The organism is Pseudomonas veronii (genome assembly GCF_001439695.1).
Lineage (GTDB): Bacteria > Pseudomonadota > Gammaproteobacteria > Pseudomonadales > Pseudomonadaceae > Aquipseudomonas > Aquipseudomonas veronii.
In genome coordinates, this window is record NZ_JYLL01000005.1 from 72,985 (window position 1) to 96,162 (window position 23,178).

Below are 23,178 nucleotides of genomic sequence, written 5' to 3' on the forward strand. Positions count from 1 at the left end.
TTCCCTTTAGTCGATGACTTTCGGAACCAGATACAGGCCGTTTTCGACCGCTGGCGCGATGGACTGGTAGGCCTCGCGATGATTGACTTCGGTCACGACGTCTGCGCGCAGGCGCTGGGTGGCTTCCAGCGGGTGAGCCAGGGGCTCGATGCCGTCGGTATTCACGGCCTGCATTTGGTCAACCAGCCCGAGAATGCTGTTCAGGGCTGCGGTGGTCTGTGGAAGATCGGCATCATTCAGGCCAAGCGAGGCCAGATGTGCGATTTTTTCCACGTCGGAGCGTTCAAGCGCCATGGGATTCTCCAGTGGAAAACAGAACGGAGGGCGTCCGTGTGTTAGATTGTCGGAACACTACCGCATTTCTACGGTCATATGGCCGCGATTGTGGGGGTTGGTGCGTAGAAAGTCGGCCAATTTAGCACATTGGCGCCTTGCCCAAAATCCCTGTCGTTGTTAGAGTTTGCCGCACTTTTTTACCCACGCGTTGCCTAGGGTCCTTTCCCCATGTTCAAGAAACTGCGTGGCATGTTTTCCAGCGATCTTTCCATTGACCTGGGCACTGCCAACACCCTTATTTACGTGCGCGAGCGCGGTATCGTCCTGAATGAGCCATCGGTTGTGGCTATTCGGACCCATGGTAATCAGAAAAGTGTCGTTGCCGTCGGCACCGAGGCCAAGCGCATGCTCGGCCGAACACCAGGCAATATCGCGGCCATTCGTCCGATGAAAGACGGCGTGATCGCCGACTTCAGTGTCTGCGAGAAGATGCTGCAGTACTTCATCAACAAGGTTCACGAAAACAGTTTTCTGCAGCCCAGCCCTCGTGTGCTGATCTGCGTACCGTGCAAGTCCACCCAGGTGGAGCGTCGTGCCATCCGTGAATCGGCCCTTGGTGCCGGTGCCCGTGAAGTGTTCCTGATCGAAGAGCCGATGGCTGCTGCGATCGGTGCCGGCCTGCCGGTTGAAGAAGCGCGCGGTTCGATGGTGGTGGATATCGGTGGTGGTACCACTGAAATCGCCCTGATTTCCCTGAACGGTGTGGTGTATGCCGAATCCGTCCGTGTGGGCGGTGACCGCTTCGACGAAGCGATCATCACTTATGTGCGTCGCAACTACGGCAGCCTGATCGGCGAATCCACCGCCGAGCGCATCAAGCAGGAAATCGGTACCGCTTATCCGGGCGGCGAAGTGCGCGAAGTTGATGTGCGCGGTCGCAACCTGGCCGAAGGCGTGCCACGTGCCTTCACCCTGAACTCCAATGAAGTGCTCGAGGCTCTGCAAGAGTCCCTGGCCACCATCGTTCAGGCGGTGAAGAGCGCGCTGGAGCAATCGCCGCCGGAGCTGGCTTCCGATATCGCCGAGCGTGGCCTGGTACTGACCGGTGGTGGCGCCTTGCTGCGCGACCTCGATAAGTTGCTGGCCCAGGAAACCGGCCTGCCGGTGATCGTCGCCGAAGACCCGCTGACCTGCGTCGCCCGTGGCGGTGGCCGTGCACTGGAAATGATGGATAAACACACCATGGACCTGCTCTCCAGCGAATAAGTGATTGCTGGTAAGCCCATGTTTCGCCCGCAGGCAGCACTTTGCAGTGCTGCCTGTTGGCGTTTATCTTCTTCAATCTGCATCCAGGCCGGTTAGATGCCGTATGAATAGAGAGAACATTTGCCTGGGAGGAGCGGCCTATTAAACCGCTTTTCGCCAAAGGCCCCTCATTGGGCGTGCGCTTATTGGTGCTGGTCGTGCTTTCGGTCGCGCTGATGGTGGTCGATGCTCGCTTTGCACTGCTCAAGCCCGTGCGTAGCCAGATGTCGCTGGTGTTGATGCAGACTTACTGGATCACCGACCTGCCGCAACGTCTCTACCAGGGCGTGGCCAGCCAATTCGGCAGCCGCACCGAGCTGGTCGCCGAGAACGAAAAACTCAAGACTGAAAACCTGCTGCTGCAGGGGCGCATGCAAAAGCTGGCGGCCCTCACCGAGCAGAACGTTCGGCTGCGCGAGTTGCTCAACTCCTCCGCACTGGTCAACGAGAAGGTCGAAGTCGCCGAGTTGATCGGCATGGACCCCAACCCCTTTACCCATCGCATCATCATCAACAAGGGTGAGCGCGACGGTGTGGTTCTTGGCCAGCCGGTACTCGATGCCCGTGGCCTGATGGGGCAGGTGGTCGAGTTGATGCCCTACACATCGCGGGTATTGCTGCTGACGGACACCACCCACAGCATTCCGGTGCAGGTCAACCGCAACGGCCTGCGCGCGATTGCCAGCGGTACGGGTAACCCGGAGCGGCTGGAACTGCGTCATGTGGCCGACACCGCGGATATCAAGGAAGGCGACCTGCTGGTCAGTTCCGGCCTGGGTCAGCGCTTCCCGGCGGGTTATCCGGTGGCGACGGTCAAGGAAGTGATCCACGACTCCGGCCAGCCTTTCGCGATTGTCCGCGCCGTGCCGACGGCCGCGCTGAACCGCAGCCGCTACCTGTTGCTGGTCTTCAGCGACAACCGCACCCCGGAAGAGCGCGCCAACGACGCCGCTCAGGCCCAGGAAGCGGAAGACAAACGCAACGGCACCACGCCGATCATCCCGGCGACCGTACCCAAGCCCGCGCCAGCCACACCGCCTGCAACAGCGCCGGCGGTGACTGCGCCCGTGGCCACGCCAGCCAAGCCGGCCGCTCACAGCGCTCGCCCGGTGAAACCGGCGGCGACCAAACCGCCGGCCGCCGCGCCTGCGCCCGCGACGCCCGCCGCCCGGGCAACCACGCGGCAGAGGGAGGAATAATGGCCGGTACTCATTCGCGCAATGGCTGGATCGTCTGGCTGACCTTTGCTCTCGGCTTGCTGCTCAGTGTTTCGCCGCTGCCGCAGTTCATGGAAATCCTGCGTCCGCTCTGGCTGGCCCTGCTGCTGGCATTCTGGTCGCTGAACCTGCCGCATAAAGTGGGCATGGTCACCGCAATGTTTCTGGGCTTGGCGGAAGATGTGCTCTATGGCACCTTGCTGGGGCAGAACGCGTTGATCCTGACCTTGATCACCTTCCTGGTGCTCTCATTGCAGCAGCGCCTGCGCATGTTCCCGATGTGGCAACAGTGCCTGGTGATCCTGGTGATCTTCGGCCTGGCGCAGTTGGTGCAGCTGTGGCTCAGTGCCTTGACCGGCAACCGACAGCCGACCTTGGCACTGGTGTTGCCGGCCCTGGTCAGCGCGTTGCTGTGGCCGTGGGTCAGTTTCGGTCTGCGCGGGTTATGTCGCCGCTATAAAATCAATTGAATGGATTGCGAGGCTCTGCCTGGTTATCGAACCCCACAGGGAGAGTCTGCAATGAATTCGCTTTATCTGGCCTCGGGCTCCCCAAGGCGGCGTGAACTGCTGACCCAGATCGGTGTGCCGTTCACTGTGGTCAGCGCCGCGATTGATGAAACGCCTCTTACCAACGAATCTCCCGTTTCCTACGTCGAGCGTCTGGCGCGCGCCAAGGCCGCGGCGGGTTTCGCTGCCCTCGGGGAAACCTCCGGGGCCTGTGTGCTGGGCGCCGACACGGCGGTGATCGTCGACGGCCAGATCCTTGGCAAACCGGTGGATCAGGCCGACGGCCTGGCCATGTTGCTGGCGCTGGCAGGGCGTGAACATGAAGTGCTGACGGCGGTTGCTCTCACGGACGGTCAGCGCTGTGACACCCGATGTGTAAGCAGTCGCGTACTTTTTCGTGGGATTTCTGTCGAGGAGGCTACAAGCTACTGGCACAGTGGCGAACCTCAGGACAAGGCCGGGGGTTATGCTATCCAGGGGCTGGGCTCGGTGTTCGTGGCCGGGCTCAATGGCAGTTATTCCGCCGTGGTCGGCTTGCCGGTGTGCGAAACCGCGCAGTTGCTTGGACAATTCGGCATACCCTGTTGGCAAAACCTTACCGCGCGCTGAACGCCGTACACCAGCGCCCAGCCTTAAGCGACCGGCCACTATTGTGAAAACGCCTGAACGAGACCCAGCCATGAGTGAAGAGATTCTGATCAATATCACGCCGATGGAATCGCGCGTGGCGGTGGTAGAGAACGGTGTTCTGCAGGAAGTTCACGTCGAGCGCACCCAGAAGCGCGGGATCGTCGGCAACATCTATAAAGGCAAGGTCGTGCGCGTATTGCCCGGCATGCAGGCCGCCTTCGTCGATATCGGCCTGGATCGCGCCGCGTTTATCCATGCCTCGGAAATTTCCCTGCGTGAAGGCCCGGCGGTGGAAAGCATCAGCGCCCTGGTGCATGAAGGGCAGAGCCTGGTGGTGCAAGTCACCAAGGACCCCATCGGCTCCAAAGGTGCGCGGCTGACCACGCAACTGTCGATTCCTTCGCGCTACCTGGTGTACATGCCGCGCACCGCCCATGTCGGCATTTCCCTGAAGATTGAAGACGAAGCCGAGCGCGAGCGTCTGAAAAAAGTGGTCAGCGACTGCGTTGCCGCCGAGGGCATCAAGGAAGCGGGTGGGTTTATCCTGCGCACCGCCGCCGAAGGCGCCGGTGCCGATGAAATCCTCATGGATATCCGCTATCTGCGGCGCCTGTGGGACCAGATCGGCACACAGATCAAGACCGTCGGCGCCCCCAGCGTGATCTATGAAGACCTGGGCCTGGCCCTGCGCACCTTGCGTGACCTGGTCAGCCCCAAGATCGAGAAAATTCGCATCGACTCGCGGGAAACCTTCCAGCGCACCACGCAATTTGTTGCCGAACTGATGCCGGAAATTGCTGACCGCCTGGAGCATTACCCTGGCGAGCGGCCGATCTTCGACCTGTATGGCGTCGAAGACGAAATCCAGAAAGCCCTCGAACGCAAAGTGCCGCTCAAGTCCGGTGGCTACCTGGTGGTGGACCCGGCCGAAGCCATGACCACCATCGACGTCAACACCGGTGCGTTCGTGGGGCACCGCAACCTTGAAGAGACCATCTTCAAGACCAACCTCGAAGCGGCCACTGCGATTGCCCGCCAATTGCGCCTGCGCAACCTGGGCGGGATCATCATCATCGACTTCATCGACATGGAAGATGAAGAGCACCAGCGTCAGGTGCTGCGCACCCTCGAGAAGCAGCTGGAACGTGATCACGCCAAGACCAACATCATCGGCATCACCGAGCTGGGCCTGGTGCAGATGACCCGCAAGCGCACCCGCGAAAGTCTCGAGCAAGTGCTGTGCGAGCCGTGCAGCAGTTGCCAGGGGCGCGGTAAATTGAAGACCCCTGAAACGGTTTGCTACGAGATTTTCCGGGAAATCCTACGAGAGGCGCGAGCCTACCAGGCTGAAGGTTATAGAGTGCTTGCCAACCAGAAAGTGGTCGACCGCTTGCTGGATGAAGAGTCCGGTAACGTGGCTGAACTGGAAGGATTTATCGGGCGCACCATTCGTTTTCAGGTCGAAACCATGTACTCCCAGGAACAATACGACGTGGTGCTGCTCTGATTTTCATTCATTGGCTTTCCCTGAACCCGACAGACCTGGATCTGCGGTCCGACTACTGCCTGAGGGTCGCTTGACATGGAGCGTCTGACACGCTTTTTTGCCGCTTTGACCCGCTGGGGCCTGGGCCTGTGCGCCCTGCTGCTGGTATTGGCGGCGGTGTACGTGAGCCTGGGGCGTGAATTGACCCCGCTGGTCGCCGAATACCGCGCAGAAATCGAAGCCAAGGCCCAGGCCGCGGTGGATATGCCGCTGCAGATCGGTCGCCTTGAAGGTCGCTGGAGCGGTTTCGCCCCTGTGTTGCTGGCCCATGACGTGATGGTGGGCGAGGGCAGCAATGCCTTGCGCCTGGATCAGGTGCAGGTGGTGCCGGACATCTGGGCCAGCCTGATGGCGCGCGACGTGCGTATTGCCCACCTGGAAGTCAGCGGCCTGCAACTGAGCGCCAGGGAAGACAAGGATGGCCACTGGGCGCTGCAAGGCCTGCCGGTGCAGGACGACCAGCCGCTGGACCCGGAACAGTTGCTCAAGCGTATGCAGAGTGTCCAGCGCGTGTCGTTGCTGGATAGCCAGGTCACGTTGCAGCCGTTCGACCAGGCGCCGCTGACCTTCACGTATGTGGGCCTGAGCTTGCAAACGGGCGCGACCCGCCAACGCCTGGACGCCCGCCTGACCCTGCCGGATGGCCAACCCCTGGCCCTGAGCCTGCGCACGCAGATCCGCGCCAGTGCCTGGAAAGACGCTGAGGTCCAGGCCTACCTGAGCCTGCCCCAGAGCGATTGGGCCAAATGGGTTCCGGCCAGGTTGACCCAGCAGTGGAAACTCACGCAGTTCAAGGCTGGCGGTGAATTCTGGCTGACCTGGGCCAAAGGCACCGTGCAAAGCGCGGTGGTGCGCCTCAACTCGCCGCAAGTGAAGGGCAGCTATGCCGACCGCAAGCCGGTCCACATTGAAAACCTCGCCCTGACCGCCTACCTGCAACGCAGTGAGAGCGGCCTCAAGGTGCTGTTCGATTCGTTGGCGATGAACATCGGCGATAGCCGTTGGGAGTCGCGTCTGCAATTGCAGCAACGCTTGGCCACCGACAAGGCGCAGGAAGTCTGGAACCTGCAGGCCGACCGCCTCGACCTGACCCCGATCACCCCGTTGCTCAATGCCTTGGCGCCGTTGCCGGAAGGCTTCGCCAAGACGATCGAACACCTCAAGGCCACCGGCCTGCTGCGCAATGTGCTGGTGGATTTTCGTCCGCAGGACACGACCGATCAGAAAGTCAGCTTTGCCGCCAACCTCGAGCGGGTGGGCTTCGACGCCTACTTCGGCGCTCCTGCCGCACGCAACGTTTCCGGCAGCATCAGCGGCGACCTGGGGCAGGGCGAGCTGCGCATGGACAGCAAGGACTTTTCCTTGCACCTCGACCCGATCTTCGCCAAGCCCTGGCAGTACATCCAGGCCAATGCGCGCCTGACCTGGAAGCTCGATCAGCAAGGTTTCACCCTGATCGCGCCGTATATCAAGGTGCTGGGCGAGGAAGGCAAGGTCGCCGCCGACTTCCTGATTCGCCTGCATTTCGACAATAGCCAGGAAGACTACATGGACCTGCGGGTCGGCATGGTCGATGGCGATGGACGTTTCACGCCTAAATACCTGCCGGCGGTGCTGAGCCCGGCGCTGGATGAATGGCTGCGTACCGCGATTCTCAAAGGCGCGGTCGATGAAGGCTTCTTCCAGTACCAAGGCTCGCTGAATCACGGTGCGTTGCCGGCTTCGCGCAATATCAGCCTGTTTTTCAAGGTGCATGACGCTGAGTTGGCGTTCCAGCCGGGCTGGCCCCATGTGAGCAAGGTCAGCGGCGAAGTGTTTGTCGAGGAGAGCGGTGTCCGCATCCTGGCCAGCAAGGGCCAACTGCTCGATACCGGCGTCAAGGACATCTACGTCAATATCCCCCACGCGCCCGCGGGCAAGGACAGCCACTTACTGCTCACCGGTGAGTTTGCCGGCGGCCTGGGTGATGGCCTGAAAATCCTCCAGGAAGCGCCGATAGGCACCGCTTCGACCTTTGCCGGTTGGAAAGGCGAGGGCGATCTACAGGGCAAGCTGGACCTGGATATCCCGCTGGTCAAGGGCACCGAACCGAAGATCGTGGTGGATTTCCAGACCGACAAGGCGCGCCTGCAATTGGCTGAGCCGCCTCTGGACCTGAGCCAGCTCAAGGGGGATTTCCGCTTCGACAGCGCCAAGGGCCTGAGTGGGCAGAACATCACAGCGCAAGCCTTCGATCGGCCGATCACCGCGCAGATCTTCGCGGATGGCAAGCCGGGCAGTATCAGCACCCGCGTTACCGCCAAAGGCCAGGTCACGGTCAAGCGCCTGACGGACTGGTTGAAAATCAGCCAGCCGCTGCCGGTGTCCGGTGATATACCGTACCAGTTGCAGCTCAATCTGGACGGTGCCGACAGCCAGTTGAGGGTCAGCTCCAACCTCAAAGGCGTGGCCGTGGACCTGCCGGCGCCGTTCGGCATGGCGGCCAGCCAGGGCCGTGACAGCGTGTTCCGCATGACCTTGCAGGGCGCCGAGCGCCGCTACTGGTTCGATTACGGCGACCTGGCGAACTTCACCTTTGCTGCGCCGCCGGATAAATTCAGCGACGGCCGCGGCGAGTTGTTTCTCGGCGATGGCGATGCGCTGCTGCCCGGTGGCAAGGGCCTGCGCATTCGCGGTGTGCTGTCGGAACTGGACATCGATCCGTGGAAGAAACTCATTGATCGCTACGCGGGCAACGACCCGGGAGGCAGCGCGAAACAGCTGTTGAGCGGCGCCGACTTCAAGGTGGGCAAGTTGACTGGCTTTGGGCAGCAGTTCGACCAGGTCAACCTCCAGCTTGACCGCAAACCCTCGGCTTGGGGCCTGCAGTTCGACAGCCAGCAGGCCAAGGGCACGGTCAACCTGTCGGACGCCAAGGGCGCACCCATCGCGGTCAACCTGCAGTACGTGAAGCTGCCGGCGGTGGACCCGACGGTACAGGCGGATGAAAATGCGCCGGACCCATTGGCCGACATCGATCCCAAGGATATTCCAGCGCTGGACATCAGCATTGATCAGCTGTTCCAGGGGCCGGACCTGATCGGCGCGTGGTCGCTGAAGATCCGACCGACCGCCAAGGGCCTAGCCTTCAACAACCTGGACCTGGGCCTCAAGGGCATGCTGCTCAAGGGCGCTGGTGGTTGGGAAGGCGCGCCGGGCGACAGCAGCAGTTGGTACAAAGGGCGCCTGGATGGCAAGAATATCGCCGATGTCCTCAAGGGCTGGGGCTTTGCGCCTACCGTGACCAGTGAAGATTTCCACCTGGACGTGGACGGTCGTTGGCCGGGCTCCCCCGCCTGGGTCGGGCCCAAGCGTTTTTCCGGCAGCCTGGATGCAACATTCCGCAAAGGCCAGTTCGTTGAAGTGGAAGGTGGCGCCCAGGCGCTGCGGGTGTTCGGCCTGCTTAACTTCAACTCCATCGGCCGTCGGTTGCGCCTGGACTTCTCCGACCTGCTCGGCAAAGGCTTGAGTTATGACCGGGTCAAAGGCTTGCTCGCGGCCAGCAACGGGGTGTTCGTGACCCGCGAGCCGATCACCCTGACGGGGCCGTCGAGCAACCTGGAGCTTAATGGCACCATGGACCTGGTGGCTGATCGCGTGGATGCCAAGCTACTGGTGACACTGCCGGTGACCAACAACCTGCCGATCGCTGCGTTGATTGTTGGCGCGCCGGCCATTGGCGGCGCGCTGTTCCTGATCGACAAGCTGATCGGCGACCGGGTTTCGCGGTTTGCCAGCGTGCAGTACAAAGTCGAAGGGCCATGGAAAGACCCGAAAATCAGCTTCGACAAGCCATTTGAAAAACCAAACTGAGAGCCTGTGGAGTAGCATGGCTGCATGCCATTTATGGAGTGTCGGCCCATGTCCTTTGCGGTAATTCAAATGGTCAGCCAGAGCGATGTGCTGGCCAACCTGGCCCAGGCCCGGCGCCTGCTGGAGCAAGCGGCGGCAAAGGGGGCGCGGCTGGCGGTGCTGCCGGAAAACTTCGCCGCCATGGGCCGCCGCGATGTGGCTGACATCGGCCGCGCCGAGGCGTTGGGTGAAGGACCGATCCTGCCATGGTTGAAACAGACCGCCCGCGACCTCACCTTATGGATAGTGGCTGGCACTTTGCCGCTGCCGCCCAAGGATCAACCGAACGCCAAGGCTAACGCCTGCTCGTTGCTGATCGATGAGCATGGCGAGATCGTCGCCCGCTACGACAAGCTGCATTTGTTCGATGTCGACGTGGCGGACGCGCGCGGTCGCTATCGTGAATCCGATGACTATGCTTTCGGGAGCAACGTTGTGGTGGCGGATACGCCGGTCGGCCGCGTGGGCCTGACGGTGTGTTACGACCTGCGCTTCCCGGAGTTGTACAGCGAGTTGCGCGCGGCGGGGGCTGAACTGATTACCGCGCCCTCGGCCTTCACCGCGGTCACCGGCGCCGCCCATTGGGATGTGCTGATTCGCGCACGGGCCATCGAGACCCAGTGTTATCTGCTGGCGGCCGCCCAGGGCGGGGTGCATCCGGGGCCACGGGAGACTTATGGCCACGCGGCGATTGTCGACCCCTGGGGGCGCGTACTGACGCAACAGGATCAAGGCGAAGCGGTGTTGCTGGCCGAACGCGACAGCAGTGAACAGGCGTCGATACGGGCGCGCATGCCGGTGGTCAACCATCGGCGCTTTTTCTCGCAGGGCGCGCAGCGGCCTGCTTCAGAACGATGAATTTAAGGCCAAACCTATGAGCGAGTTGTTGTCCTCAGTCAGCGAACATCTCCTGGCACCCGGTGGCGTGACCATCGAAAGCCTGCAAACCGTGCTGGGCGATCTGGCCGGGCCGGGCATCGACGCGGCCGACCTGTATTTCCAGGGGCAGATTTCCGAGTCGTGGGCTTTGGAAGACGGGATCGTCAAGGAAGGCAGTTTCAACCTCGACCAGGGTGTCGGCGTGCGCGCGCAATCCGGTGAGAAAACCGGTTTCGCCTACAGCAACGCGATCACCTTGGAAGCCTTGGGCCTGGCCGCCCGGGCTGCTCGTTCGATTTCCCGCGCCGGCCAGAACGGTACGGTGCAGGCATTCAGCACCCAGGACGTGGCCCAGTTGTACGCGCCGGATAACCCCCTGGAGGTGATCAGCCGCGCAGAAAAAGTCGATCTGCTCAAGCGTATCGATGCCGCGACCCGCGCCCTCGACCCGCGTATCCAGCAAGTCACGGTGAGCATGGCCGGGGTGTGGGAACGCATCCTGGTGGCGTCCACCGACGGCGGCCTGGCGGCGGATGCGCGGCCGCTGGTGCGTTTCAACGTCAGCGTGATCGTCGAACAGAACGGCCGCCGCGAGCGCGGTGGGCACGGCGGCGGCGGGCGTACCGACTACCGTTATTTCCTCGCCGAGGACCGCGCCATGGGTTATGCCCGTGAAGCGCTGCGCCAGGCGCTGGTCAACCTGGAAGCCATCCCCGCACCGGCTGGCACCTTGCCGGTGGTGTTGGGCTCGGGCTGGTCTGGCGTACTGCTCCACGAAGCCGTGGGCCATGGCCTGGAAGGCGACTTCAACCGCAAGGGCAGTTCGGCCTACAGCGGGCGCATGGGCGAGATGGTCGCCTCCAAACTGTGCACCATTGTCGATGACGGCACCCTCGCCGGTCGCCGTGGCTCGTTGAACATCGATGACGAAGGCACGCCGACCGAATGCACCACGCTGATCGAAAACGGCGTGCTCAAGGGTTACATGCAAGACAAGCTCAACGCCCGCCTGATGGGCGTGGCGCGTACCGGTAACGGCCGTCGCGAATCCTACGCGCACCTGCCGATGCCGCGCATGACCAACACTTACATGCTCGCTGGCGAAAGTGACCCGGAGGAAATCATCGCCTCGGTGAAACGCGGGATCTACTGCGCCAACCTCGGCGGCGGCCAGGTGGACATCACCAGCGGCAAGTTCGTGTTCTCCACCAGCGAGGCGTACCTGATCGAAGACGGCAAGATTACCGTGCCGGTCAAAGGCGCGACGTTGATTGGTAACGGGCCGGAAGCGATGAGCAAGGTGTCGATGGTCGGTAACGACCTGGCGCTGGACAGCGGCGTGGGTACGTGCGGCAAGGATGGGCAGTCGGTGCCGGTGGGCGTGGGTCAGCCAACCTTGAAAATTGATGCGATCACCGTGGGTGGCACGGGGTCGTAAGAGCGGGAGCTTCGGGTGGCGAAGACCGCCACCCGGGGAAGAGGATCAACGCAGGCCGCGTTGAGTCTCGTCCAGCTCACGGATGTACTTGAAGATTTTACGGCTGGTGGCCGGCGCCTTGTTTTGCGCCAGTTCGTGCTGGGCCTGACGGATCAGGGAGCGCAGTTGCTGGCGGTCCGCGTCCGGGTAGTCCAGTACGAATTTCTCCAGCACCGCGTCATCGCCCGAGATCAGGCGGTCACGCCAACGTTCCAGGTTGTGGAAGCGTTCGTTGTACTGGCGAGTGGAGGCATCGAGTTGATCGAGCAGGGTCAGAATCGCGTCAGTGTCCTGATCGCGCATCAGCTTGCCGATGAACATGATGTGCCGTTTACGCGCGATATTCGCGGTGTGCTTGGGTGCATCCGCCAGAGCCCGGCGCATTTCGTCGGTCAGAGGCAGTTTTGCAATCAAGTCCGGCTTGAGCGTTGTAAGGCGCTCGCCGAGGTCAACCAGAGCATGCAGCTCGCGTTTGACCTGGGTTTTGCTTTTCTCCCCATCGAGGGAGTCGTCGTAAGAATCAACCATGGTGGCAGTCCGCAAAGAAACGCCGCCATGATAACCAGTCGGGGGCCGCTTGTCCGGCCCGGTCGCTCGATGGCCTTAACCGAAAGCAGAATTTGAGTGGAGAAAACCATGAGTGCAGCCCAAAGCGTCGGTCCGCAAGCGTTACCGGCACTGCAGGAACAAGTCGAGCAGATCCTTGCCGAGGCCAAGCGCCAGGGGGCCAGTGCCTGCGAGGTGGCTGTGTCCCTGGAGCAGGGGCTGTCGACGTCGGTACGTCAGCGGGAAGTCGAAACCGTCGAATTCAACCGCGACCAGGGGTTTGGCATCACCTTGTACGTCGGCCAGCGCAAAGGCTCGGCCAGCACCTCGGCGAGTGGGCCGGAAGCGATTCGCGAGACGGTGGCCGCCGCATTGGCGATTGCCAAGCACACGTCCGAGGATGAAAGCTCGGGCCTGGCCGACAAGGCGTTGATGGCCAAGGATCTGCAGGATTTCGACCTGTTCCATGCCTGGGACATCACCCCGGAACAAGCCATCGAACAAGCGCTGACCTGCGAAGCGGCGGCGTTCGATGCCGACCCGCGGATCAAGAATGCCGACGGCACCACCTTGAGCACCCACCAGGGCTGCCGCGTGTACGGCAACAGCCATGGTTTTATCGGCGGTTATGCGTCGACGCGTCACAGCCTGAGTTGCGTGATGATCGCCGAAGCCAACGGCCAGATGCAGCGCGATTACTGGTACGACGTGAATCGTCAGGGCGAGTTGCTGGCCGACCCGGTCAGCATTGGCCGGCGTGCCGCGCAACGTGCCGCGAGCCGCCTGGGCGCGCGCCCCGTGCCGACCTGTGAAGTGCCGGTGCTGTTTTCGGCGGAGCTGGCCGGCGGTCTGTTCGGCAGTTTCCTGGGGGCGATTTCCGGCGGCAACCTGTACCGCAAATCGTCGTTCCTCGAAGGTGCGATTGGCCAGAAGCTGTTTCCGCAGTGGCTGACCATCGACGAGCGTCCACACCTGATGCGGGCCATGGGCAGTTCGTCGTTCGACGGCGATGGCCTGGCGACCTATGCCAAGCCGTTCGTCGAAAACGGTGAGTTGGTCTCCTACGTGCTGGGCACGTATGCCGGGCGCAAACTGGGCCTGCCGAGCACCGCGAACGCTGGCGGCGTGCATAACCTGTTCGTGACCCACGGCGAGGAAGACCAGGCGGCGCTGTTGCGACGCATGGGGCGTGGCCTGCTGGTGACTGAATTGATGGGTCAGGGCTTGAACATGGTCACCGGTGATTATTCCCGTGGCGCGGCGGGTTTCTGGGTAGAAAACGGTGAGATTCAGTTTGCTGTCCAGGAAGTGACCATCGCCGGCAATATGCGCGACATGTTCAAGCAGATCGTTGCCGTGGGTAACGACCTGGAGCTGCGCAGCAATATCCGTACAGGTTCGGTCCTGATCGAGCGGATGACAGTCGCCGGCAGTTAATCCTTCCGACGCTTCACCAAAAGGCGCGCCATCTGCAGGATGGCGCGCCTTTTTTTGTGGCTGCATTCCCGGTTGATTGGCTTGTCACTCTTGTGTTGATTATCAATATCATTTAATAATAAATATCATTATCGAATGAGTGCGGATCATGAATGCTGTCCTGCATGAGGACCCCTACCTGGAAAGCTGGCGTTGGATGAGTCGTCAGATTCGCTGCTGCCTCGAGCCCAATGAACCGCGCCTGATCGAACATTACCTCAATGAAGGTCGATACCTCGCCTGTTGCACCGCGACTCATCCGTGGACGATCGCTGAAACGGCTTTCCGCCTGCTGATCGACACCGCCACGGACATTGCCTTGCCGTGGCATTGGCGGTCCCAGTGCCTGGACCAGGCCTGGCGCCCGCTGCGCGACCTGGAAACACTCTCCCATTGTGCCTGCCGCCTCAAGCGCTGGCAGGCCTTTGCCTGGCAATTGGCGACGTGCGAATTGCTGCCTTCGATTTCCGTTTCTGACTGGGTGCAAGGATCTTCCGATGAGTAATAACCGTATCGAACGCGACAGTATGGGTGAACTGCAAGTCCCTGCCGAGGCCTTGTACGGCGCGCAAACCCAGCGCGCGGTGAACAACTTTCCGATCAGCCACCAGCGCATGCCGGCGCCGTTCATTCGTGCGCTGATCCTGGCCAAAGTGGCAGCGGCCAAGGTCAACGTCGACCTCAAGCAGATCAGCGAAGGGCAGGGCAAGGCCATTGTCGATGCTGCCCTGGGCTTGCTGGACGGTGACTTCATGCCGCACTTTCCGGTGGATATCTTTCAGACCGGTTCCGGCACCAGTTCCAATATGAACGCCAACGAAGTGATCGCGACCCTGGCCAGCCGTTTGCTTGGTGAGGCGGTCAACCCCAACGATCACGTGAACTGCGGCCAAAGCAGCAACGACATCATCCCGACCACCATCCACGTCAGTGCGGCGTTGGTGCTGCATGAGCAAACGCTGCCGGCGTTGCTGCATCTGGTGCAGGTCATCGAACGGAAGGCCGAAGAGGTCCACCCCTTCATCAAGACCGGTCGCACGCACCTGATGGACGCCATGCCCGTGCGTATGAGCCAGGTGCTCAATGGCTGGGCGCAGCAGCTCAAGGCCAATATCGCGCACCTGCAGGACCTGTTGCCCAGCCTGCAAGCCCTGGCCCAGGGCGGCACGGCTGTCGGTACCGGGATCAACGCGCATCCGGAGTTTGCGCTGCGTTTCAGCCAACAACTGAGCAGCCTGACCGGCGTGCAATTCACGCCGGGCAAGAACCTCTTCGCGTTGATCGGCTCCCAGGACACCGCCGTCGCCGTCTCCGGCCAGTTGAAAGCGATCGCTGTGTCATTGATGAAAATCGCCAACGACTTGCGCTGGATGAATTCCGGGCCCCTGGCGGGCTTGGGCGAAATCGAACTGGAAGGGTTGCAGCCCGGTTCTTCGATCATGCCGGGCAAGGTCAACCCAGTGATTCCGGAAGCGACGGCCATGGTCGCCGCACAGGTCATCGGCAATGACACGGTGATCACCATTGCCGGGCAATCCGGCAACTTCGAGCTGAACGTGATGCTGCCGATCATCGCCCAGAACCTGCTCGGCAGCCTCGAACTGCTGGCCAATTCCAGCCGCCTGCTGGCGGACAAGGCCATTGCCAGTTTCAAGGTCAACGAGGCCAAGCTCAAGGAAGCGTTGTCGCGCAATCCGATCCTGGTGACCGCACTCAACCCGATCATTGGTTACCAAAAGGCCGCTGAAATCGCCAAGCAAGCCTATCAGCAAGGTCGCCCGGTGATTGATGTCGCCCTCGAGCACACCGACTTGCCGCGTAGCCAACTGGAAGTCCTGCTGGACCCGGAAAAGCTCACAGCCGGCGGCGTGTAATCACCGACCCTGCTTTGGAGGCTGACCATGGAGCATTGGAAACGCACGATCGAACGGGCCAATCGCTGCTTTATGCAGGGCGAGTTGGTCGACGCTCGCGAAGCCTATTTACAAGCGCTGGCCCTGGCTCAAGTGTTGTTCGAGCGCTGGGCGAACGCCGACGAAGCAGTGGCGGCTTGCGTCATTTCCCATCACAACCTGGCGGACCTGCACCTGCGCCTGAACCAGCCGGAAGAAAGCGCGGAATACCTCTGTGCCATCCACCAACGGCTGTTACAGGCGCTGCAGGACCAGCGCCTCAGCCCGCAACTGCGCGACGCGGCGTTGCGCCAGAGCAGCAAGACCTACGTCGAACTGTTGAATTTCATCAGCGATCACGGCGAATACCCCCGTACCCATCGCTTGCTGGGCGGTACTGCGGCGCAACCGACCCCTCCTCAATACGGAGCACACTGATATGTCCTACACCTTGCCTGCCTTGCCTTACGCCTACGATGCCCTGGAACCGCATATCGATGCACAAACCATGCAAATTCACCACACCAAGCACCACCAGACTTACATCAACAACCTCAATGCCGCCGTGGAGGGCACCGAGTTTGCGGGCTGGCCGGTAGAGAAGCTGGTGTCGAGCGTCCAGCAACTGCCCGAGCAACTGCGCGCCGCGGTGATCAATCAGGGCGGTGGGCATGCCAACCACTCGTTGTTCTGGGCGGTGATGTCACCCAAAGGCGGCGGCAAACCCGATGGCGCGCTGGGCCAGGCGATCGATGAGCAACTGGGCGGTTTCGACAGCTTCAAGGAGGCCTTCACCAAGGCCGCATTGACCCGCTTCGGCAGCGGCTGGGCCTGGTTGAGCGTGACCCCGCAGAAGACCCTGGTGGTGGAGAGCAGCGGCAATCAGGACAGCCCGCTGATGAGCGGCAACACACCGATCCTCGGCCTGGATGTGTGGGAACACGCCTACTACCTGCTGTACCAGAACCGGCGTCCTGAATACATCAATGCCTTCTACAGTGTCATCAACTGGCCGGAAGTCGCCGCCCGCTACCAGGCCGCCCTGGCCTGATGTCACGCCGTATAACACGACCTAAGGCCGACCATGGGTACTGAAACACTGGCGATCAGCAGCGTGCGAATGTTTCGTTACGCATTTGGCTCGCTGCTGCTATTGGCAGGTATTGCATTGCTGGTGGCTCAAGGATTCGCCTGGCTGGACCTGGAGCCGCGCATCCTGCGGGCCCTGCAAGGTGGGGCGATCTGTGCGCTCGGCACCGCGTTGGGCGCCGTACCGGTGTTGGTTATCCGGCGCATGCCAGCAGCAGTGAGCGATACCTTGCTGGGCTTTGGTGCCGGCGTGATGCTCGCGGCCACGGCGTTTTCGTTGGTCGCGCCGGGCATTGCCGCCGCTGAAGGCCTGGGGCTCAGCCCTTGGGGCGCGAGTGGCTTGATCAGCATTGGCATCATGCTGGGAGCGTTCGGCTTGTACCTGGTCGATCGCAAGGTCTCCGGGGCCAGCCCGGAAATGCTGGTCGGTACGCCGGAGCATCCGGTGATCCCGCCACGTATCTGGCTGTTCGTGTTTGCCATCATCGCGCACAACATCCCGGAGGGTATGGCGGTTGGCGTGTCGGCGGGCGGCGGCATGCCGGATGCCGACAGCCTGGCCATGGGCATCGCTTTGCAGGATGTGCCCGAAGGCTTGGTGATTGCGTTGGTGCTGGCCGGAGCAGGGATGTCGCGGTTCAAGGCGTTCCTGATCGGTGCGGCTTCGGGCTTGGTCGAGCCGATATTCGCAGTGCTTTGTGCCTGGTTGGTGAGTCTGGCGCAGGTGCTGCTGCCGTTAGGCTTGGCGTTGGCTGCTGGCGCGATGCTGCTGGTGGTCACTCACGAGGTGATCCCCGAATCGCGGCGCAATGGCCATGAAAAGCTCGCCAGCCTGGGACTGTGCATCGGGTTTTGCTTGATGATGGTGATGGATACTGCATTGGGCTGAAGCTGTTGCGGCTTCAGCCTCTGTCTCGTCGGGTGGGTTTATTCACCCTCATCAAAGAAGTTATTGATCAGCTTGGTCAAGGCCGCCATCGCTTCCTGCTCTTGCTCACCTTCGGTCTTCAAATGAATCTTGGTGCCCTTGCCGGCGGCGAGCATCATCATCGCCATGATGCTCTTGCCGTCGACCATGGTTTCCGGAGTGCGTCCAGCGCGAACCTGGCAGGGGAACTGCCCGGCAATGCCGACGAACTTGGCTGAGGCGCGGGCGTGCAGGCCCAGCTTGTTGATGATTTCAATTTCCAGAACGGGCATCGCGGGGGTGTTCCTTTCAGCTAAGGTCGCGGTGGCGAACCTGGACGTTCTTGAGGGTTTGTTGCAGCATCTGGCCCAGGCGTTCGGTCAGGTAGACGGAACGGTGGTGGCCGCCGGTGCAGCCGATGGCAATGGTGACATAGGCTCGGTTGCTGGCGGCAAAGCGCGGTAGCCATTTGAGCAGGTAGCTGGAGATGTCCTGGAACATCTCCTCGACATCCGGTTGCGCGGCCAGGTAGTCCGCCACCGGCTGATCCAGCCCCGACTGGTCCCGCAACTCCGGCTTCCAGTAAGGATTGGGCAGGCAGCGCACATCGAATACCAGATCGGCGTCCACCGGCATGCCACGCTTGAAGCCAAACGACTCGACCAGAAAGGCCGTGCCGGGCTCGGGCTGGTTCAGCAGGCGGAGCTTGATGGCATCGCGCAGTTGGTACAGGTTGAGGCTGGTGGTGTTGATCTTGAGGTCGGCGAGGTCAATGATCGGCCCCAACAGCTTGGTCTCGTCCTCGATGGCTTCGGCCAGCGAACGATGCGGGCTGCTGAGGGGGTGACGTCGACGGGTCTCGGAGAAGCGTTTGAGCAGGGTTTCTTCGTCTGCGTCCAGGTACAGCACATCACAGTGAATGTGCTTGGCGCGCACTTCCTCAAGCAGTGCCGGGAACCGCGAGAGGTGGCTGGGCAGGTTGCGGGCGTCGATCGACACGGCGACCAGTGGCTGTGCCAGTTCGGTGTGGATCAGCGCGCGCTCCGCCAACTCCGGCAGCAGGCCGGCGGGCAGGTTGTCGATGCAATAGAAGCCGTTGTCCTCAAGAACGTTGAGGGCGGTGCTTTTACCTGAGCCGGAGCGGCCACTGACGATGATCAAACGCATGATTACTGCTCGATTTGTTCAGCCAGGACAACCTGATACAACGCCTCATTGCTGCTGGCACTGCGCAGTTTGTCGCGTACTTCCTTGCGGTCAAGCATGCTGGCGATCTGCCGGAGCAGTTCCAGGTGTGCATCGGTGGCGGCTTGCGGGACCAGCAACACGAACAGCAGGTCGACCGGGGCACCGTCGATGGCGTCGAAATCGATGGGAGCGTCCAGGTGCAGCAGGGCGCTGACAGGTGTCTCGCAGCCTTTGAGGCGGCAGTGAGGAATGGCGATGCCGTTACCAAAACCGGTCGAGCCGAGTTTTTCACGGGCAATCAGAGCCTCGTAGACATCTTGCATCTCCAGCTCAGGCACTTGTTTGCTGATCAGGTTGGCAATCTGTTCGAGGGCTTTCTTCTTGCTGCCCCCCGGCGCGTTCACAAGGGAACGGCCGGGAGTCAGGATGGTTTCAAGTCGGATCATGGGTGGGGAGTGTTAGCGGCCGGTGCCCTGTAGGAGGCTCTGCTGCTTTTCCTTATGCTTTTTGATTTGGCGATCCAGCTTGTCGGTCAGGTCGTCAATGGCGGCATACATATCAGAATGCTCAGCATTGGCGACGACTTCTCCGCCGGGTATACGCAAGGTGGCTTCGATTTTCTGCTTCAGCTTTTCGACAGTCATAATGACTTGCACGTTGGTGATCTTGTCGAAATGCCCCTCAATTCGTTTGAGTTTTTCGCCGATATAGGTGCGCAGCGCGTCGGTCACTTCCAGTTGGTGTCCACTGATATTGACTTGCATACAGCTTCTCCTTCGTTGCCAGTGCATAAAGCGGCAGGCAGAGATGCCTGCCACTGGAACGCTGTGGCCTGCCCGTCACATCAAACGCTTACGCTCGCTGGAAGGCGCGATCCCAAGGGACTCGCGGTACTTGGCGACGGTTCGACGGGCGACCTGAATGCCTTGTGCCTCCAGTAAACCAGCGATCTTGCTGTCACTCAACGGCTTTTTCTGATTTTCCGCGGCAACCAGTTTTTTGATGATTGCGCGGATCGCCGTGGACGAGCATTCGCCGCCTTCGGAGGTGCTGACATGGCTGGAGAAAAAGTATTTCAGCTCATATATACCCCGTGGGGTATGCATGAATTTTTGCGTCGTTACCCGGGAAATCGTCGATTCGTGCATGCCCACCGCTTCTGCGATGTCGTGCAGGACCAGCGGTTTCATCGCTTCGTCGCCGTACTCAAGGAAGCCGCGCTGGTGCTCGACGATTTGCGTGGCCACTTTCATCAGGGTTTCGTTGCGGCTTTGCAGGCTCTTGATGAACCAGCGCGCTTCCTGCAACTGGTTGCGCATGAAGGTGTTGTCGGCGCTGGTGTCGGCGCGACGCACGAAACCGGCATATTGCGGGTTGACCCGCAGGCGCGGCACCGATTCCTGGTTCAGTTCCACCAGCCAGCGTTCGTTGTCTTTGCGCACGATCACATCGGGGACGACGTATTCGGCTTCGCTGGACTCGATCTGCGAGCCCGGGCGCGGGTTGAGGCTCTGCACCAGCTCGATGATGTGGCGCAGGTCGTCTTCCTTGAGCTTCATGCGGCGCATCAGCTGGCTGTAGTCGCGGCTGCCCAGCAGGTCGATGTAGTCGGTGACCAGGCGTTGGGCTTCAACGAGCCAAGGGGTCTTGGCGGGCAGCTGGCGCAATTGCAGCAGCAGGCACTCGCTGAGGTTGCGCGCGCCAATGCCGGCGGGCTCGAACTGCTGGATGCGGTGCAGGACGGCTTCGATCTCGTCCAGTTCGATGTCCAGTTCCGGGTCGAAGGCTTCAAGAATCTCTTCGAGTGTCTCGTCCAGATAACCCTGGTTGTTGATGCAGTCGATCAGGGTCACAGCGATCAGGCGATCGGTGTCGGACATCGGCGCCAGGTTCAATTGCCACAGCAAGTGGCTCTGCAGGCTCTCGCCGGCGGAGGTGCGGGTGGTGAAATCCCACTCGTCGTCATCATTGCTGGGCAGGCTGCTGGCGCTGGTCTGGTAGACGTCTTCCCAGGCGGTGTCCACGGGAAGTTCGTTGGGAATACGTTCGTTCCATTCGCCTTCCTCCAGGTTGTCCACCGTAGGGGCGGTTTCCTGGTAAGAGGGTTCCTGCACGTCGGAATTGGGTTTTTGCTCGATGTTGTCGGCCAGCGGGTCTGCATTATCGAAGTCGTCGCCTTCTTCCTGGCGTTCGAGCATCGGATTGGACTCCAGGGCTTCCTGGATTTCCTGTTGCAGGTCCAGTGTCGACAATTGGAGCAGGCGGATGGCCTGTTGCAGCTGCGGTGTCATCGTCAGCTGCTGGCCCATTCTCAGGACTAGCGATGGTTTCATGGCAGGGGCTTAACACCTTATTCGCCGGCGCAATGCGCCATCCACGACAGGGCGCGTGAGCGCCAAACATAAGCAAATTATATGCCTGATATCGGGGGCTTTGCCTAGAGCGCGGTAACAATAAAAATCCGGAGGTTTTCATTGACTCCCGCGCACCTTGGCGAACGGCCTGCCACCGCCTTTTTTTCCAGGCAGGCTTACAGGCGGAACTCGTGGCCCAGATACACTTCCTTGACCAGTTCGTTGGCCAGGATCGTGGCCGAATCGCCTTCGGCAATCAGTTGCCCATCGTTGACGATATACGCGGTTTCGCAGATATCGAGGGTCTCGCGGACGTTGTGGTCGGTGATCAGTACACCGATGCCCTTGGCCTTGAGGTGATGGATGATCTGCTTGATGTCGCCGACCGAGATCGGGTCGACACCGGCAAACGGTTCGTCCAGCAGGATGAACTTCGGTGCAGTGGCCAGGGCGCGGGCAATCTCCACGCGGCGGCGTTCACCACCGGACAAGCTCATGCCGAGGTTGTCGCGAATGTGGTTGATGTGGAATTCCTGCAGCAGGCTTTCCAGCTCCTTGCGGCGGCCGTCGCGGTCGAGTTCCTTGCGGGTCTCGAGGATCGCCATGATGTTATCGGCAACCGACAGTTTGCGGAAGATCGACGCTTCCTGGGGAAGATAGCCGATACCGGCGCGCGCACGGCCGTGCATCGGCTGGTGGCTGACGTCGAGGTCGTCGATCAGGATGCGACCTTGGTCCGCCTGGACCAGGCCGACGATCATATAGAAACAGGTGGTCTTGCCGGCACCGTTGGGGCCAAGCAGGCCGACGATCTGGCCGCTGTCGATCGACAGGCTGACGTCGCGCACGACCTGACGGCCTTTATAGGCCTTGGCCAGATGCTGGGCTTTCAGGGTTGCCATTACTCGGCCTTCTTCTTCGGCTGGATAACCATGTCGATACGTGGACGCGGTGCGGTGACCTTGGTGCCGTTGGCGCGACCGGCGTTGGCAACCTGCTTCACGGTGTCATAGGTGATTTTTTCACCTTCCGTGGAGTTGCCGTCGGGGCTGAGTACCTTGGCCTGGTCGATCAGCACGATGCGATTTTGCTGGGCGTGATACTGGATGGTTTTGCCGTAGCCCTTCATCGGGGCGGTGTCGGTGGCAGCCTGCTTCTGTTCGAAGTAGGCCAGGTTGCCCACCGAGGTCACGACGTCAATGTCGCCAGCAGGGGTGCGAGTCAGCGTCACCGTGTTGCCGGTGATCTTCATCGAGCCCTGGGTAATGATCACACCGCCGGTGTAGGTCGCGACGCCTTGCTTGTCATCGAGCTGTGCATCGTCGGCCGAAATGTGGATCGGTTGCTGGCTATCGTTCGGCAGAGCCCAGGCGCTCACGCTTCCCAGTGCTGCGCCCAGACTGAGCAAAATAGGGAGGGTTTTAACGAGCCTCATACTGTCCTCTTACGTTCGATAGCAGGTGTATCCTGCTTTCTTTCAAATACGCTTTCATTCCCTTGCCAGTCGATACACCGCCAGCGCCGTCGATTCTAACGTCTTGCTCGGTCTGCGCATATTGCTTCTGTGGGAATACGGTCATGCGACTGCTGGTGATGATGGTGTCGCGGTTCTGTGCGTCGGTCCGTGCGACGCGCACTGAGTCGATCAGTTCCACTTCGGTGCCGTCCGGGTTGACTTCGCCACGCTTGCTGGTGACGTGCCAGGGGAATTCGGTGCCGCGATACAGATTCAAATCGGGGTTGGTCAGCAGGGTCACTTCGGACGCTTTCAGGTGCTCGACCTTGTCCGAGTTCATTTCATACTGCACCTTGCCATCGGGCAGGAACTGCACGCTGTAGGCATTGGTGGCGTAATAGTCGATAGCGCCTTGGTCAACCTGCGCCACAGGCTGGTCGAGAAAGCGCTCCGGGCTGATATTCCAGTAGCCAACCGCCAGGAGCAGCGCGGCGATGACCCCGAATAGCAGGAAGTTGCGAATCTTTTTGCTCAGCATAA

Annotated in this window: 24 protein-coding genes; 14 read left to right on the forward strand and 10 right to left on the reverse strand. The window is 61.1% G+C overall.

What is annotated here, in order from left to right; genetic code table 11:
* Positions 1-6 precede the first annotated feature (6 nt).
* The gene (gene gatC, locus TU80_RS08255) at positions 7-294 is read right to left on the reverse strand and encodes an Asp-tRNA(Asn)/Glu-tRNA(Gln) amidotransferase subunit GatC (protein ID WP_017845404.1); all 288 of its coding nucleotides are present in this window, start codon (positions 292-294) and stop codon (positions 7-9) included.
* Positions 295-504: 210 nt separating this feature from the next.
* On the opposite strand from gatC, the gene mreB reads away from it, so the two are divergent.
* The 8 genes from mreB (at position 505) to tldD (ending at position 11,691) form a co-directional block, all read left to right on the forward strand.
* The gene (mreB, locus tag TU80_RS08260) at positions 505-1,542 is read left to right on the forward strand and encodes a rod shape-determining protein MreB (RefSeq protein ID WP_002555108.1); all 1,038 of its coding nucleotides are present in this window, start codon (positions 505-507) and stop codon (positions 1,540-1,542) included.
* A 140-nt stretch (positions 1,543-1,682) separates the two neighbouring features.
* Positions 1,683-2,780 (forward strand): rod shape-determining protein MreC, encoded by a 1,098-nt coding sequence (gene mreC, locus TU80_RS08265; protein WP_082643815.1) that lies wholly within the window; start codon positions 1,683-1,685, stop codon positions 2,778-2,780.
* Positions 2,780-3,268 (forward strand): rod shape-determining protein MreD, encoded by a 489-nt coding sequence (mreD, locus tag TU80_RS08270; RefSeq protein ID WP_046384686.1) that lies wholly within the window; start codon positions 2,780-2,782, stop codon positions 3,266-3,268. Before mreC ends, mreD begins: the two co-directional genes overlap by 1 nt.
* A 51-nt stretch (positions 3,269-3,319) precedes the next feature.
* Positions 3,320-3,916 carry a Maf family protein gene (locus tag TU80_RS08275; protein ID WP_057004251.1) on the forward strand — a complete coding sequence of 199 codons (597 nt, stop codon included), beginning with the start codon at positions 3,320-3,322 and terminating at the stop codon, positions 3,914-3,916.
* Positions 3,917-3,986: 70 nt separating this feature from the next.
* Positions 3,987-5,444: a ribonuclease G gene (rng, locus tag TU80_RS08280; protein WP_046384684.1), complete on the forward strand. Its 1,458-nt coding sequence runs from the start codon at positions 3,987-3,989 to the stop codon at positions 5,442-5,444.
* A 75-nt stretch (positions 5,445-5,519) separates the two neighbouring features.
* On the forward strand, positions 5,520-9,335 hold the full coding sequence (locus TU80_RS08285) for a YhdP family protein (RefSeq protein ID WP_057004252.1): 3,816 nt from the start codon (positions 5,520-5,522) through the stop codon (positions 9,333-9,335).
* A 48-nt stretch (positions 9,336-9,383) separates the two neighbouring features.
* Positions 9,384-10,232 carry a carbon-nitrogen hydrolase family protein gene (locus TU80_RS08290; RefSeq protein ID WP_046384682.1) on the forward strand — a complete coding sequence of 283 codons (849 nt, stop codon included), beginning with the start codon at positions 9,384-9,386 and terminating at the stop codon, positions 10,230-10,232.
* Between the two features lie 16 nt (positions 10,233-10,248).
* A complete protein-coding gene (gene tldD / locus TU80_RS08295; protein WP_057004253.1) occupies positions 10,249-11,691 on the forward strand; it encodes a metalloprotease TldD in 1,443 nt (480 codons plus the stop codon).
* A 45-nt stretch (positions 11,692-11,736) separates the two neighbouring features.
* On the opposite strand, the gene yjgA is transcribed toward tldD, so the two are convergent.
* A complete protein-coding gene (gene yjgA / locus TU80_RS08300) occupies positions 11,737-12,258 on the reverse strand; it encodes a ribosome biogenesis factor YjgA (RefSeq protein WP_010567685.1) in 522 nt (173 codons plus the stop codon).
* Between the two features lie 108 nt (positions 12,259-12,366).
* On the opposite strand from yjgA, the gene pmbA reads away from it, so the two are divergent.
* The 6 genes from pmbA to TU80_RS08330 all read left to right on the forward strand — a co-directional run bounded on the left by pmbA (position 12,367) and on the right by TU80_RS08330 (position 17,622).
* Positions 12,367-13,713 carry a metalloprotease PmbA gene (gene pmbA, locus TU80_RS08305; RefSeq protein ID WP_017845992.1) on the forward strand — a complete coding sequence of 449 codons (1,347 nt, stop codon included), beginning with the start codon at positions 12,367-12,369 and terminating at the stop codon, positions 13,711-13,713.
* Positions 13,714-13,861: 148 nt separating this feature from the next.
* Positions 13,862-14,257, forward strand: a complete 396-nt coding sequence (locus TU80_RS08310) for a hypothetical protein (RefSeq protein ID WP_057004254.1) — start codon at positions 13,862-13,864, stop codon at positions 14,255-14,257.
* Entirely contained in the window at positions 14,250-15,626 is a 1,377-nt protein-coding gene (locus tag TU80_RS08315) for a class II fumarate hydratase (RefSeq protein ID WP_017845990.1), read from the forward strand. Before TU80_RS08310 ends, TU80_RS08315 begins: the two co-directional genes overlap by 8 nt.
* A gap of 27 nt (positions 15,627-15,653) precedes the next feature.
* Positions 15,654-16,082 (forward strand): DUF2753 family protein, encoded by a 429-nt coding sequence (locus TU80_RS08320; RefSeq protein ID WP_017845989.1) that lies wholly within the window; start codon positions 15,654-15,656, stop codon positions 16,080-16,082.
* A gap of 1 nt (position 16,083) precedes the next feature.
* Positions 16,084-16,695, forward strand: coding sequence for a superoxide dismutase (locus TU80_RS08325; protein WP_057004255.1), 612 nt, complete (start codon positions 16,084-16,086; stop codon positions 16,693-16,695).
* Between the two features lie 33 nt (positions 16,696-16,728).
* Positions 16,729-17,622 (forward strand): ZIP family metal transporter, encoded by an 894-nt coding sequence (locus TU80_RS08330; RefSeq protein ID WP_057004256.1) that lies wholly within the window; start codon positions 16,729-16,731, stop codon positions 17,620-17,622.
* A gap of 38 nt (positions 17,623-17,660) precedes the next feature.
* On the opposite strand, the gene TU80_RS08335 is transcribed toward TU80_RS08330, so the two are convergent.
* The 8 genes from TU80_RS08335 to lptC form a co-directional block, all read right to left on the reverse strand.
* Positions 17,661-17,933 (reverse strand): HPr family phosphocarrier protein, encoded by a 273-nt coding sequence (locus TU80_RS08335; protein ID WP_046384677.1) that lies wholly within the window; start codon positions 17,931-17,933, stop codon positions 17,661-17,663.
* Positions 17,934-17,949: 16 nt separating this feature from the next.
* Positions 17,950-18,807, reverse strand: a complete 858-nt coding sequence (gene rapZ / locus TU80_RS08340) for an RNase adapter RapZ (RefSeq protein WP_017845985.1) — start codon at positions 18,805-18,807, stop codon at positions 17,950-17,952.
* A 2-nt stretch (positions 18,808-18,809) separates the two neighbouring features.
* Positions 18,810-19,274: a PTS IIA-like nitrogen regulatory protein PtsN gene (gene ptsN / locus TU80_RS08345; protein WP_057004257.1), complete on the reverse strand. Its 465-nt coding sequence runs from the start codon at positions 19,272-19,274 to the stop codon at positions 18,810-18,812.
* A 12-nt stretch (positions 19,275-19,286) separates the two neighbouring features.
* A complete protein-coding gene (gene hpf, locus TU80_RS08350; RefSeq protein WP_017845983.1) occupies positions 19,287-19,592 on the reverse strand; it encodes a ribosome hibernation-promoting factor, HPF/YfiA family in 306 nt (101 codons plus the stop codon).
* A gap of 75 nt (positions 19,593-19,667) precedes the next feature.
* The gene (locus tag TU80_RS08355; protein WP_026139902.1) at positions 19,668-21,161 is read right to left on the reverse strand and encodes an RNA polymerase factor sigma-54; all 1,494 of its coding nucleotides are present in this window, start codon (positions 21,159-21,161) and stop codon (positions 19,668-19,670) included.
* A gap of 197 nt (positions 21,162-21,358) precedes the next feature.
* Complete coding sequence (lptB, locus tag TU80_RS08360; protein WP_017845981.1) at positions 21,359-22,084, reverse strand: LPS export ABC transporter ATP-binding protein; 726 nt, start codon at positions 22,082-22,084, stop codon at positions 21,359-21,361.
* Complete coding sequence (lptA, locus tag TU80_RS08365) at positions 22,084-22,617, reverse strand: lipopolysaccharide transport periplasmic protein LptA (RefSeq protein WP_046384676.1); 534 nt, start codon at positions 22,615-22,617, stop codon at positions 22,084-22,086. Before lptA ends, lptB begins: the two co-directional genes overlap by 1 nt.
* Positions 22,604-23,176, reverse strand: coding sequence for an LPS export ABC transporter periplasmic protein LptC (gene lptC, locus TU80_RS08370; RefSeq protein ID WP_046384675.1), 573 nt, complete (start codon positions 23,174-23,176; stop codon positions 22,604-22,606). The genes lptA and lptC overlap by 14 nt, the downstream gene beginning before the upstream one ends.
* Positions 23,177-23,178: the final 2 nt, after the last annotated feature.